Here is a 13,575-nt window from a genome sequence, read left to right as displayed (position 1 = left end):
GGAGAGCATCATGAGTATCGATAGCATTTATGCCATGTTGGCTAGGCCAGTACAGGCGGTAAGTGAGCGTAAACGGATTGTTGAAAACGTCAAACATACCAGTGCTATCAGCGCCGACAGCCACGAGGCGCCACAGTCACAATTGCCACCTAATATTGCTCATAAAGTCCCGATTCAACGCCAAGAGGCCCCTCGTCAAGAAAGGCGTTCTAAACCGAGAACCGTTAATGAGAAAAAAAATGGCGCTAGCCGAATTAGACCAATGAAAACGGATAAGCGATTCTCCACCCGTGGAGAAACCACCAGCCAGCATATTGATATTGAAGTGTAATGCTTACTTCGTTAAGCAAAGTTACCGTTTGGGCTGACTTGCGACACAGCTTGCTTCCACCCCTGGTACAACTTTGCTCGAGTAGCTTCGTCCATAGTTGACGTAAACTCGCGCTCAGTAGACAACATAATCTGCAACTCATCAGTCGACTGCCATACCCCAACAGCTAAACCCGCTAGAAATGCAGCCCCCATAGCAGTCGTTTCAGTGACCCGAGGACGAATAACCGTTGCACCTGTAATATCAGCTTGAAATTGCATTAAAAAGTCATTTGCCACCGCACCACCATCGACTCGAATTTGTGTTAACGGCACATTAGAATCTTTACTCATGGCATCCAGCACGTCACGAGATTGATATGCAATGGCTTCTAATGCGGCTCGAATAATATGGTTTCGATTAGCGCCGCGGGTTAAGCCTATGATGGCACCTCGGGCATCAGCATCCCAATAAGGGGCTCCTAAACCCACAAATGCTGGCACCAAGTAGACGCCATTCGTGTCATCCACTTTGTCGGCAAAATATTGGGTGTCACACGCATCGGCAATAAGACCTAACTCATCACGGAGCCATTGAATAATAGCGCCCCCCATAAATACCGAACCCTCTAGGGCATAATTCACTTTTGTGTCAGCCCCAATCGCAATGGTCGTTAATAAACCATGAGTTGACTCAACGGCTTTGTCACCGGTATTCATTAACAAAAAGCAGCCAGTACCATAGGTATTTTTTGCCATACCAGGCTCAATACACAATTGGCCAAATAATGCCGACTGCTGATCGCCAGCCATCCCAGCGACAGGAACTGAGTTGCCTGCAAGTTCGGTATAGCCATAAATGGCGCATGAGGGTTTCACTTCAGGTAACATCGAACGAGGGATATTAAACAGATTGAGTAACTCTTGGTCCCACTGTTTAGTGTGAATATTAAATAACATGGTTCTAGATGCATTGGTTGGTTCGGTCACATGAACTTCACCTTGGGTGAGTTTCCACACCAGCCAAGTATCAACCGTGCCAAACAATAGATCACCGGCTTCAGCTTGTTCACGGGCCCCTGCAACATTATCTAAAATCCACTCAATTTTTGACGCCGAAAAGTATGGATCTAGTACTAGTCCAGTTTTTTGGCGCACCATATCTTCAGCCCCTAAGGCCTTATGATGCTGACATATTGTCTGGCTGCGGCGACATTGCCATACAATCGCATTACATACTGGCTTACCAGTATGCTTATTCCAGACTATAGTGGTTTCACGTTGATTAGTAATCCCTATTGCAGCGACATCATGACGACTAATTCCTGCTCGAGTCGGTACTTCCACCAACACTGAACTTTGTGAAGACCATATCTCCATAGGATCATGCTCTACCCAACCAGCTTGCGGATAATGTTGAGTAAATTCACGATGAGCAACGGCGACAATATTTGCTTGATGATCAAACACAAGGGCACGAGAACTTGTCGTGCCTTGATCTAATGCGACAATGTATTTTTTGGCAGCCATCTGAGTTCCTATATCATTTTAATATGATTATTTTTGTATTATTTGTCTATTTAATAAACCCATATCACATACTAGATCGACAAATATAATTATTGCAGGCAATTGCCTTTACTAATATCCAAGGGGTTAATTATCTAGTCACACCCGCAGGAATGTAAATTACGGTGTTCATGGTTTGAAAGCATAGTACCGCGCGACTCAAGTTATCACTGTTATTACGATAAAAATAATCTTACGTTTTATCACTATTTAACTAATAAAAAGGCCTCGCAACTGCGAGGCCTTAACGATCAACACTAGCAGAGCTGATTACATCTTATAGTTTAACTGAATACCGGTTAACCATACATCGCCAGTTGCTTCACCAGTAAAGTTCACTGCAGCAAGGCCTACTAGATCTTGGTTCTCAGTAATCGGTGCATCACCATATGTGCGAATGTAAGTCACACCCAGATCAACATTCAGATTTTTAGACACTTGGTAACCAGTACCCACACTGAACCATAAACGGTCAGAATCAGGAATGGTTGTAGTACGGTGTTGATCATCAACCGCCGTTTTATCTAGCGCCATACCAGCACGTAATGTCCATTGGTCATTAAGGGTATAAGTAGTACCAAGGGCATAACGCCAGTTGTCTTTAAAGTTCTCTTCTTTAACTACGTCTGACTCTAGGTTACCTACAGGCTTAACATCACCAGGAAAATACGCCACCAATTGCTCGAATACGCTCCATTCAGTCCAATTCACACTGGCATGCATAGCCCAGTTTTTAGTTAACTGATGATAAGAAGCAAGCTCTGCAAATGCAGGCAATTCAACCGGTAAGTAACCTTCGATTTCAATGTTTTGGCCGCCATTATAAATTACACCAGACACATGACCGTCTAATTTAAGATCGACACTACTGTGATAAGCCAAACCGATGCGGTTAGCTGAGTTAATTTGCCAGCTCGCGCCCGCTTTCCAGCCATAGCCAACATCATCACCTTTCATTGACTTTAACTCGGTTCCACCAGAAGGTAAGCGCGCACCAATACTTGCAGGTAAGTTAGGGTTAGCTTTAATCGCATCAATCCAACCAGGAGCGGTTGCACCAACTTCACCTTCGCCATATACCACTCGAAGACCTGCGCCAACGGTAAATGATTCATCTACACGGTAGGCTATATTAGGATTAAATTCGACCGTAGTAATTGAGGTTTTACTGCCAAAAATAGCCGCCGCATCCGCTACCGGAATATCGGTGGCTAAACCATAGTTAGAATTAATCGCTAGACCCCAAGTCCATTGATCATTCAACTGATTTGAATAATAAAAGTTCGGTACTAGGGCATTGTCGGCAACATCATATGCGTCAGCACCTATGACTAATGGCTCTGAACCTAATAATGGTGAAGAAATAGCCACATCACCAACAACATCAACATTCGGCATAACATAGATGCCACCCGCTGACACTTGGCGGCCTTCTAGATAAGCCAGCATGGCTGGATTACGCGCTTGAGTTGACGCATTGTCTGCAATAGCAGCTTCACCAGCAAATGCACGGCCTAAACCTGTTGCTGAATATTCTGCAAGTTGGAAACCTGCGGCGTTCACTTGAGTTGTTGCCCCAAATACAATGGCGCTTATCGCCAGTGTTAACACTGTTTTTTTCATTATGATTCTCTGTGTTTAGATTCAAACTGCATAAATCGACTGATATAGAGCAAAAGCTCGATTTAAATGAAGTCGTCAGTGTACTGATCCAAAAAAGCTTTGCAACAGCACAAAGAGACCGAACAAGAAGTGAGTGATTGAATTTCAAATTGTGATCGTGATCAAACTTTTGATTTAATGATTTTTCGGGGAAGGATAAAACGGTATGGCTGTACACTTAATTTATCAATGATGCGAATCGCTAAAATTTTAAAATTAAAAATCAGTATCTTATAAAAAATATATCGTACAGAGGTAAGCTAAAATAATTAACCGTATTGATCTAAACTCTGACGCTAAAAAAATTGTGACACAAAATGGTTACATAAAACTTTTTACAATTAAAAAGTAAAAAACCTCTTCATGATGTAATGAAGAGGTTTTTAATCAGTGATTCATCAGATATAAATACACCCTAACACACTCTGTAATAACAGATTATGCGTACCAAGCCGGTATATGCGCTTCGTAGTCACTAATCTGTTGCTCAAATGACAGTGTTAATCCGATTGCGTCTAACCCATTAAGCAACTTATGCCGTGCAGACTCCACAATAGTAAAACTGAATACACAACTAGAAGGTGACGTCACCGTTAGCGCTTGTAAATCTACAGTAATTTTCGCACCTTGTGTGGCAGACACTTCATCAATCAATTGCTGTACTTCTGTGGATGTTAACTTAACCGGTAATAAGCCATTATTGATCGAATTACCGTAAAAAATGTCCGCAAATGTCGGCGCAATGATCACTCTAAGGCCAAAATCCGCTAACGCCCAAGGCGCATGCTCACGAGATGATCCACAACCAAAGTTTTCCTGGGCGATTAAAATTGAAGCACCTTGATAACGAGGCTGGTTTAATACGAATTCAGGATTTGGCTTATCACCGGCATCGTCTAAATAACGCCAATCATGAAATAAATGAACCCCAAAACCGTCACGCGTAACTTTAGACAAAAATTGCTTGGGAATAATTTGGTCGGTATCAACATTAGCGCTATCAATGGCTACCGCTAAACCGGTATGTGCTGTAAAAGCTTGCATAAAAAATCCTTGTTTAGCTCGTTAATAAGGTTGACGAATATCAACAAAGTGCCCAGCAACAGCTGCAGCAGCAGCCATAGCAGGACTCACTAAATGGGTGCGACTACCACGGCCTTGTCGACCTTCAAAATTACGGTTACTGGTTGATGCACAGCGATCGCCCGCCTCTAAGCGGTCATCATTCATCGCTAAACACATAGAGCAGCCCGGTAAACGCCATTCAAAACCTGCTTCAATAAAAATCTTATCTAAGCCTTCCGCTTCTGCCTGTAACTTCACCTGGCCAGATCCTGGCACGACAATCGCGACTACGCCTTCTGCCACTTTACGATTTTTAGCATGCGCAGCAGCTGAGCGTAAATCTTCAATACGTGAGTTAGTACAAGAACCAATAAAGACTTTATTAATGCTGATATCTGTCATCTTGGTACCCGGCGTAAGACCGATATACTCTAATGCTTTCACCATACTGGTTCGATTAGTTACATTGCTTTCTTGCTCAGGGTTAGGTACTACGCCATCAATCGCCACCACTTGCCCAGGGTTAGTACCCCAAGTTAACTGCGGTGCAATATCGTTAGCGTAAAGCACCACTTCAGCATCAAATACCGCATCAGCATCTGCCTTCAATTGCGACCAAGCTGCAACGGCTTGCTCCCACATGGCGTCTTTAGGTGCAAACTCACGCCCTTTAAGGTAATTAAAAGTGGTTTCATCAGGTGCTACCATACCGGCTTTCGCGCCCATTTCGATGGCCATATTACACAAGGTCATCCGTCCTTCCATGGTTAATGCTTCAATAGCTTCACCACAAAACTCAACCACATAACCTGTACCACCATCCATGCCTAAAGTACCGATAATCGCTAATACGATGTCTTTCGCTGTTACACCATCGGTCACTTTACCGCGAACTTCAATCTTCATGGTTTTGGCTTTTAACTGACGTAAAGTCTGTGTTGCAAGCACGTGCTCAACTTCTGAGGTGCCAATACCAAATGCCAATGCACCAAATGCACCATGAGTCGCAGTGTGTGAATCGCCACAAACAATCACAGTACCTGGCAGAGTAATCCCTAACTCGGGACCCATTACATGGACAATACCTTGATTTGGGTGATGAATATCATATAAGCGCACGCCAAACTCTTTACAATTTTGCGCTAGAGTGTCAACTTGAGTTCTTGCCATAGGGCTAAGCGCATCAAGACTGGCACTGCGGGTCGAGGTGTTGTGATCCATTGTCGCAAAGGTTTTTTGTGGCGCACGTAGCTTACGTCCAGCCACTTTTAAACCACTAAAGGCTTGTGGAGATGTCACTTCATGGACTAAATGGCGGTCCACATACACTACTGGCGCCTCACCTTCTGGGCTAGCAACAATATGAGCATCCCACACTTTTTCATATAAGGTTTTACCGGTCACTTGGGCCATTACACACCATCCTTAATTGCCTGAGTGATAAAGTCACCCATTTGAGCTGTCGACTTTGCTTCGCTGCGCTTATCGGCAGAAAGCAGTTCCCCAGTTAAATAACCACTTGCTAGTGCTTTTGTTACTGCACGTTCAATGGCGTTTGCGGCATCTTCTTGCTTTAAGCTATGACGCAACATCAATGCGGCAGATAAAATCTGCGCCACTGGGTTCGCAATGCCTTTACCAGCAATATCAGGCGCACTGCCCCCCGCTGGTTCAAACAAACCAAAGCCGCTACTGTTCATGCTGGCTGATGACAGAAGCCCCATAGAGCCCGTTAACATGGCAATTTCATCAGATAAAATATCACCAAATAAATTAGAACATAACATCACATCAAACTCATCTGGACGACGTAATAACTGCATAGTCGCGTTATCAATATAGATGTGCTCTAAGGTAACGTCAGGAAAATCTTTAGCCACTTCCTCTACTACTTGGCGCCATAATACTGAGCAAGCCAGCACATTGGCTTTATCAACAGAAGTGACCTTGTTTTTACGTCCACGGGCGGCTTCAAAAGCAATACGGGCAATTCGGCTAATTTCACGACGGCTATAACGCATAGTGTCGAAGGCTTCCTCATCTTCCCCCTCTCCTTGGCGTCCTTTGGGTTTACCAAAATAAATGCCACCGGTTAACTCACGCACACACAAAACATCAAAACCACGGGCGGAAATATCACTACGCAAAGGTGACATGTGCTCTAAGCCGTCATGTAATTTTGCTGGGCGTAAATTACAAAATAGCTCAAAGTGACCACGTAACGGTAATAATGCGCCGCGTTCAGGTTGATCATTTGGCGGCAAGTGCTCCCACTTAGGGCCACCCACACTGCCAAATAAAATCGCATCCGCGGCTTCGCAGCCTTTTAAAGTAGCGTCAGGTAAAGGACAACCATGGTTATCAATGGCAATGCCGCCAACATCATATTCGGTATAGTTAATGTCTAATCCAAAACGCGCTTCTACTGCACTAAGCACTTTACGCGCTTCAGCCATCACTTCAGGACCAATACCATCACCCGACAAAACTGCTATTTGATAACTCATACGCTACCTAACTCCCTTTCTTTATGGATCTGTTGTTTAAAATCAGCAACCTTATCTGCGCGGTATACTAAGTTCATCACATGGACTAACGCTTTAGCTGACGCTTCAACCACGTCGGTGGCTAAACCAACACCGTGGAACATCTGCTCGCTATATTTGGCAGTAATATCGACTTGCCCAAGCGCATTTTGACCTTCGCCTTTGGCACTTAATTTATAGTTAGTAATATTGATCTGACGACCAGTGGCACGTGCAATGGCATTATAAGCCGCATCGACTGGTCCGTTTCCTGTCGATGCTTCGGTAATATCTTGACCATCTACCGCAATACGCACTGTCGCGGTGGCAACTCCTTCAGTCGAATCTGAATGCACCATCATATGCTGTAGCTGATACTTATCATCGTCTTGTGCTTGCGACTCCATAAATACCAATGCTTCTAGATCGTAATCAAATACCTGACCTTTTTTATCCGCCAAGGTTAAAAACTGCTCGTACAGGCTATCCATATCATAATCACTTGGCTGATAACCCATTTCTTCCATACGATGTTTAATCACATGGCGGCCAGAGCGTGAGGTCATGTTCATATTGTTACGATTCAAGCCAATGCTTTCTGGCGTCATAATTTCGTAAGTATTTTTAGCTTTTAACATGCCATCTTGATGAATACCCGATGAGTGAGAAAACGCATTGGTTCCCACAATAGCTTTATTAGCTTGAATGGGCATATTACATAATTGACTGACGAGCGATGAGGTTCGGTGAATTTCTTTGGCGTTAATACCACACTCAACATTAAGCAAATCTTTACGGGTCGCTAAAATCATAGCTATTTCTTCTAGCGAACAGTTCCCGGCGCGCTCACCAATACCGTTGATAGTACATTCTACTTGGCGTGCCCCCATTTCAACTGCGGCAATAGAATTAGCAACCGATAAACCTAAATCATCATGACAATGAACCGAAATCACCGCTTGGTCGATATTCGGTACTCGATTAAATAAGGTTTGAATAATGCCACCAAACTCACTTGGCACGGTATAACCCACTGTATCGGGAATATTGATCGTACGAGCACCCGCTTTAATCGCTGCCTCTACCATTCGGCACAAATTATCGATTGGGGTTCGGCCGGCATCTTCACAGGAGAACTCAACGTCATCAGTAAAACGTCTAGCATACTTTACCGCATTAACGGCCATCTCAAGCACATCGTCAAACGAGCGCTTTAATTTGCTTTCAACATGAATGGTCGAAGTTGAAATAAAGGTATGAATTCGAAATTGATCGGCAACCGATAATGCCTGGGCGGCAGCATCAATGTCCTTTTCAAGTGCACGAGACAATGCACACACTCGGCTATTTTTGATGGTCTTAGCAATGGTCTGCACCGAGTGGAAATCACCAGGAGAAGAAACCGGGAAACCCACTTCCATCACATCAACACCTAAACGTTCAAGCGCCAAGGCAATTTGCAGCTTTTCTTTAACGGTTAAACTTGCTGCTAGTGCTTGCTCACCATCACGTAGGGTAGTATCAAAAATTATGACTCTATTGGACATCGAATTTCTCCATCGACCATCATGTATATTTACCTAACTGTAAACATCACAACTAGTACATTTCAAAAGGGCTAGAAACAAAAAACCCCGCGGCTGTTAGCGCGGGGTTTGTGTATGCTTAATGAATTATTTTGCATGTAACACAAAGGACTCCGCGCAGAGTATGCGTGAGAGGAGAAGGAGTCCGAGTAAAGTTGATTGTGTGTTCATGCCGTTAATATTCACTTTTAATAACTAAATATGCTAATTGTGCGACATACAATTATGTCTATACCTAATATGTAACGCGACCAGCCTTCTGTGTCAACCCTAATTTAACTAACGTGAAAAAGATGATAGCGTACTAGTGCCTCATTACAGTTAAACAACGACGTGATCAGCCAATATTGATTTGCTTTCAATTAATGAACTTACCTCTCAAAGTACAAATAAACATCAACCTAAGTGGCTGCATCAATTATATTTTTATGTTTCTCATGATAAATAATCGTATACTGCACGTACCCCATATAAAATTGATATATGACGATGACGTTATCAAGAAAGAGTATTGAATATCATGGTAGTCGCATTTTTGCTTTAATCTTCGGCCTAACTCTGCATTTAGTCGCAACACCAGCCTTAGCACAACCATCGCAATCTTTATTACTCTCCGACGACATTATTAGCCAAACTCAACAGTTGAGTGTTCGTGAGCAGCTCAATGTAATCAGTAATATTAATTCTCAACGTTCCGTGGAAGCAAAAGCACTCATTGAGTCACTTGAGCAACAACATAGTCAACAACCATTAGCCAATATCAACGCACTGCGCTTAACGCTACTTCATTGCTTTAATTTGCTGGAATTTGGTGAGTTTAATCAGGCAATCACCTTGGCAAAACAAGGGGAAATGAAGGCCAGACAGTTTAAATACGATACCGCTCGCCCTTATTTCATTCAGTGCCAAGCCGATGCACACCAAAGCCTTGGCAATACGCTACAAGAACAACAACTCACCGAAGAAGCGCTTCGTTTAGCCAAGCGTTACTCTGAGAAGCAAGCAATTGTAAATAGCCTTTATGCCAGAAGTAGACAAAATACTAGCCTAGAAAATTATAATTCGGCCATTGAAGACTTGCGTTTTGCGTTAGATATTTATGATGAAGCACAAAACCAATTTCAGCATTGGTACTTGTTGCCCAAATCATTTATACAATCAGAAATATCTAATGTATTTTTCTCTATGGGAGATTATGAAGATGCTCTACATTTTTCCGAAGCGGCTTATAAAGATACTTCCTTTTTTGGAAAAATAAAATCCACAGTGACAATCAATCTAGCACTTATACATATTGCGCTAAATGATAAAACCAAGGTGCTGTATTATTTAAATTTGGCCGAAAACTTCAGTAAAGATTTAGATATAAGCTCAGAGAGGGATGCAGCAAATCAATATGCCTTACTTGCAATAATTCATTTATACGTTGGCGATTATGATATTGCTGAACAACTCGCACATTCGAGCATCGCTCTTTTCATAAAATACCAAGAGCCTCTTTACGTTATGCGCATCAAGCGCACCTTAGCCAAAGTGTATTTTGCACAACATAAAGATATTCAAGCATTGTCGCTACTTAATGAGATTATTGAACAAGCAACTGAACTTAAACAATTTTCTGATTTAGAAGAATTTAACCAAATTATCAGTCAATACTACGCTGAACAAAAGCAGTTCGAATCCGCTTACCTGTTTCAAGTGCAGCGTTTTGATGCCGCCAAACAAGCTGCAGCTAAGTTAAACAATGCTCATTTTATGCAGTATAAAGCCAGAATCACCGCGCAAAGTGAAGCCAGCACAATACCAGAAAAACCGCTCAATAATATCAACCAAAATTTAACCATTGCAGTGTTAATTATTTTATTCTTATCCGTTGGGCTAGTGCTGTTTTTAGTCAGAAAACCAAAGCATCTTAATATTGAGGAGCAAGAAGAAAGCCAACAACAATGTATCGATAATATGTTAAATAGTGCCAAGCAAGGGCACTATCAACTGACGTTATTACTACTCAATATCAATCATATAAATACCATGGACTTGGCATTTATCATCCCACGCCTCAAACATACTCTCAGAGAGCAAGATAAATTGTTTCGTCATAACACTGATGAAATCATCATCATACTGCCTCACACATCCCCCATCGGGGCCGCAAGAGTGGCAACCCAAATTGAACAAGTCCTCAGCGAATGGAAAACGGCCCTCAAAGTCAATATCGGCATAGCGGGTTTACAACAACTCGATACTTTTGACGTACTAGTAAAAAAAGCGGTAATTAATCAACTGAATAAAATAAAATCCCAGGAAACGTCTTATTCTTATGACGAAAATTAACCGCTTAACCTTGGGTCAAATATTCAGTGATTTCATCTAAAAACTCGCCGCCAAAGCGATCAAGCTTTATTTGACCAATGCCGTTTACCGCCAACATTTCTCCTGGACTGGTTGGCAGCATGGCGCACATTTCAGCCAGTGTGGCATCGTTAAAAACTAGGTATGGAGGAATGTCATTTTTCTCAGCCAGTTCTCGGCGCAATAATTTTAACCGAGCAAATAATTTACGATCATATTGCTGTGGAGCGCGTGAATTAGGCTTCCGCTTAACATCAAGTAATTGAATCCTTGGTTCCGCTAACATGAGCGATAGCTCAGCTTTTAACACTGGTCTGGCGGCAGGATTGAGCTTAATCGCAGAGCCGCGGGTAATATCCTGACTCATCAAACCCAAATGGATTAACTGACGAATAACACTGAGCCAAAACTCAGTTGATTTATCTTTACCAATACCCCACGTCGATAATTTATCATGGCCTCTATCGACAATATTAGCCGCTTTAGAACCACGTAATACTTCAATAACATGGTGAATGCCAAAGCGTTGCTGCAAACGGTAAATACAAGAAAGCACTTTTTGCGCATCTTCAGTGCCATCGTATCGTTTCGGCGGTGCCAGACAAATGTCACAGTTACCACAAGGCTCAGAGGCGACTTCATCAAAGTAATTTAGTAACACTTGGCGGCGACACGTTTGCGCTTCAGCAAATGCAGCCATTGTATGTAATTTATGAAATTCGACCTGCTGCTGTGGGCCTGGTTCAGATTGCTCAATTAAATGCCTGACTCGGCCTATATCTGCTGGATCAAACAGCATATAAGCTTCAGCATCTAAACCATCACGGCCAGCTCGACCTGTCTCTTGATAATAGGCTTCAATGCTTTTAGGAATATCGTAGTGCACCACAAAGCGTACGTTAGATTTATTAATCCCCATACCAAAAGCAACCGTCGCGACCACAATATCAATTTGATCTTTGAGAAATTTATCTTGAACGTTACTGCGCTCTTCTTGACTTAATCCGGCGTGATAAGCTTGAGCATTAAACCCTTGCAAGCGTAAACGTTCAGCCACTTCATCTACTCGGCGACGACTACTGCAATACACAATACCATTGGTGCCATTTTGAATGGTTAAGAACTGACGCAGCTGATTGGTTGCATTGAGTTTTTCTGCCACGGTATAACGAATATTAGGCCGATCGAAACTCGATAATAAAGTATAAGGCGTTACCCTTAAGCGCTCGCAAATGCTCAAACGCGTGGCATGATCTGCGGTTGCAGTTAAGGCCATTAAAGGTAAATAAGGAAAATATTCTTTTAACTGACCTAATGCAGCGTATTCAGGCCTAAAATCATGACCCCACTGGCTAATACAATGCGCTTCATCTACAGCAAACATGGAAATATTCACTGATTGAAGACGCTCAATAAAATCAGGACGCAACAAACGTTCAGGCGACACATACAGTAATTTAATCTCGCCAGAATGAAGTTTACGTAATACCTCAGCACTTTGTTCACGCGGTAAAGATGAATTGAGATAGGCGGCGGATACACCACTTTGCATTAAACTGTCGACTTGGTCTTTCATCAACGAAATTAACGGCGATACCACGATAGTCACACCAGGCAATACAATAGCAGGCAATTGATAACACATACTTTTGCCGCCACCGGTAGGCATAATCACAAGCGTATCTTGGCCTTGTAAACTTTGCTCAATGACTTCTCGCTGCCCTTCACGAAAGGCACGATAACCAAAAACTTGCTGTAAGCTTGCAGCAAGTACATCTTGCTCTGTCGTCAACACATCTGAGGACGCAATATTGGTCGAAATCGGAGTATCCATTCACACAACATCATCATTAAAGGGGCTCTCATTTTAAAGCACTCAGCCACAGAAGTCTTGGACCAAAACACCTTTGTCTGTTTTCAAACAAGATAGATGATTGAGTCAAGGTCACTTTAGGGTTAGATTAAATACTCTATGACAGTACGTTTTTCAAACCAACGTTCACTATAATAATAATAAATCGACAAGGATTGCTCATGACCACCTCTATTCAAACTCAGGCTTTACAGCAAGTTGCTGATATTTTTGATCAACATGTCCCATTCCATAATCTACTCGGGTTAGACATTAAACATTACGACATCAATGGGGTTGAAGTCGTAATAAAAATGAAGCCCGAGCTAATTGGTAATATTCATCAAAACATTCTTCATGGTGGGGTTACTGCAACATTGCTTGATGTTGTCGGCGGGCTAACAGTATTTGCGGCTCTAGTAGCGAGTAAAGAGGATTGGACTCTTGAAGAACTGCAACAACGTTTAACCACCTTAGGTACCATAGATATGCGAGTCGACTTTTTACGTCCAGGTCGCGGTGAAGTCTTCACTGGTACTGGAGCGGTTATCCGTTCAGGTAACCGAGTATCCGTATGTCGGATGGAATTACATAATGAGCAAGGAGTTCATATCGCCTTTGGCACTGGTACTTATATGGTGGGATAAGCGCAATA

General features: G+C 42.6%; 10 protein-coding genes. 3 read left to right on the top strand and 7 right to left on the bottom strand.

Going from position 1 to position 13,575, the window contains the following annotated elements:
* The first annotated feature begins 10 nt into the window (after positions 1 to 10).
* Entirely contained in the window at positions 11 to 331 is a 321-nt protein-coding gene (locus H5114_RS13690; RefSeq protein WP_124018368.1) for a hypothetical protein, read from the top strand.
* An 11-nt stretch (positions 332 to 342) separates the two neighbouring features.
* Here H5114_RS13690 and glpK read toward each other — a convergent pair whose 3' ends face one another.
* From glpK to leuA, 6 genes are all read right to left on the bottom strand, one after another.
* Positions 343 to 1,839 carry a glycerol kinase GlpK gene (gene glpK / locus H5114_RS13685; RefSeq protein WP_182723222.1) on the bottom strand — a complete coding sequence of 499 codons (1,497 nt, stop codon included), beginning with the start codon at positions 1,837 to 1,839 and terminating at the stop codon, positions 343 to 345.
* Positions 1,840 to 2,148: 309 nt separating this feature from the next.
* Positions 2,149 to 3,501 (bottom strand): outer membrane protein transport protein, encoded by a 1,353-nt coding sequence (locus H5114_RS13680; protein WP_182698913.1) that lies wholly within the window; start codon positions 3,499 to 3,501, stop codon positions 2,149 to 2,151.
* A gap of 477 nt (positions 3,502 to 3,978) precedes the next feature.
* Entirely contained in the window at positions 3,979 to 4,584 is a 606-nt protein-coding gene (leuD, locus tag H5114_RS13675) for a 3-isopropylmalate dehydratase small subunit (protein ID WP_182723221.1), read from the bottom strand.
* Between the two features lie 21 nt (positions 4,585 to 4,605).
* Positions 4,606 to 6,018: a 3-isopropylmalate dehydratase large subunit gene (gene leuC, locus H5114_RS13670; protein ID WP_182723220.1), complete on the bottom strand. Its 1,413-nt coding sequence runs from the start codon at positions 6,016 to 6,018 to the stop codon at positions 4,606 to 4,608.
* Entirely contained in the window at positions 6,018 to 7,112 is a 1,095-nt protein-coding gene (leuB, locus tag H5114_RS13665) for a 3-isopropylmalate dehydrogenase (RefSeq protein WP_182723219.1), read from the bottom strand. Before leuB ends, leuC begins: the two co-directional genes overlap by 1 nt.
* Positions 7,109 to 8,677, bottom strand: coding sequence for a 2-isopropylmalate synthase (gene leuA, locus H5114_RS13660; protein ID WP_124018362.1), 1,569 nt, complete (start codon positions 8,675 to 8,677; stop codon positions 7,109 to 7,111). Before leuA ends, leuB begins: the two co-directional genes overlap by 4 nt.
* Positions 8,678 to 9,205: 528 nt before the next feature.
* Between leuA and H5114_RS13655 the strand changes: the two genes are divergently transcribed.
* Positions 9,206 to 11,050 (top strand): diguanylate cyclase domain-containing protein, encoded by a 1,845-nt coding sequence (locus tag H5114_RS13655; RefSeq protein ID WP_182723218.1) that lies wholly within the window; start codon positions 9,206 to 9,208, stop codon positions 11,048 to 11,050.
* A 4-nt stretch (positions 11,051 to 11,054) separates the two neighbouring features.
* Here H5114_RS13655 and recQ read toward each other — a convergent pair whose 3' ends face one another.
* The gene (gene recQ, locus H5114_RS13650; protein WP_165870194.1) at positions 11,055 to 12,902 is read right to left on the bottom strand and encodes a DNA helicase RecQ; all 1,848 of its coding nucleotides are present in this window, start codon (positions 12,900 to 12,902) and stop codon (positions 11,055 to 11,057) included.
* Positions 12,903 to 13,102: 200 nt separating this feature from the next.
* Here recQ and H5114_RS13645 point away from each other — a divergent pair, with 200 nt between their 5' ends.
* Entirely contained in the window at positions 13,103 to 13,567 is a 465-nt protein-coding gene (locus H5114_RS13645; protein WP_124018360.1) for a thioesterase family protein, read from the top strand.
* Positions 13,568 to 13,575 lie beyond the last annotated feature (8 nt).

It is taken from the genome of Shewanella sp. SR43-8 (assembly GCF_014163775.1).
In the GTDB taxonomy this organism is placed as follows: domain Bacteria; phylum Pseudomonadota; class Gammaproteobacteria; order Enterobacterales; family Shewanellaceae; genus Shewanella; species Shewanella vesiculosa.
This window is presented reverse-complemented; position numbering and strand designations above follow the sequence as displayed.

What these genes read in the sequence shown, in the direction of transcription:
- leuD (WP_182723221.1), bottom strand. Translation starts at nt 4,584, where the DNA reads ATGCAAGCTTTTACAGCACATACCGGTTTAGCGGTAGCCATTGATAGC.
- H5114_RS13645 (WP_124018360.1), top strand. Translation starts at nt 13,103, where the DNA reads ATGACCACCTCTATTCAAACTCAGGCTTTACAGCAAGTTGCTGATATT.
- H5114_RS13690 (WP_124018368.1), top strand. Translation starts at nt 11, where the DNA reads ATGAGTATCGATAGCATTTATGCCATGTTGGCTAGGCCAGTACAGGCG.
- H5114_RS13655 (WP_182723218.1), top strand. Translation starts at nt 9,206, where the DNA reads ATGACGTTATCAAGAAAGAGTATTGAATATCATGGTAGTCGCATTTTT.
- leuA (WP_124018362.1), bottom strand. Translation starts at nt 8,677, where the DNA reads ATGTCCAATAGAGTCATAATTTTTGATACTACCCTACGTGATGGTGAG.
- glpK (WP_182723222.1), bottom strand. Translation starts at nt 1,839, where the DNA reads ATGGCTGCCAAAAAATACATTGTCGCATTAGATCAAGGCACGACAAGT.
- leuB (WP_182723219.1), bottom strand. Translation starts at nt 7,112, where the DNA reads ATGAGTTATCAAATAGCAGTTTTGTCGGGTGATGGTATTGGTCCTGAA.
- H5114_RS13680 (WP_182698913.1), bottom strand. Translation starts at nt 3,501, where the DNA reads ATGAAAAAAACAGTGTTAACACTGGCGATAAGCGCCATTGTATTTGGG.
- leuC (WP_182723220.1), bottom strand. Translation starts at nt 6,018, where the DNA reads ATGGCCCAAGTGACCGGTAAAACCTTATATGAAAAAGTGTGGGATGCT.
- recQ (WP_165870194.1), bottom strand. Translation starts at nt 12,902, where the DNA reads ATGGATACTCCGATTTCGACCAATATTGCGTCCTCAGATGTGTTGACG.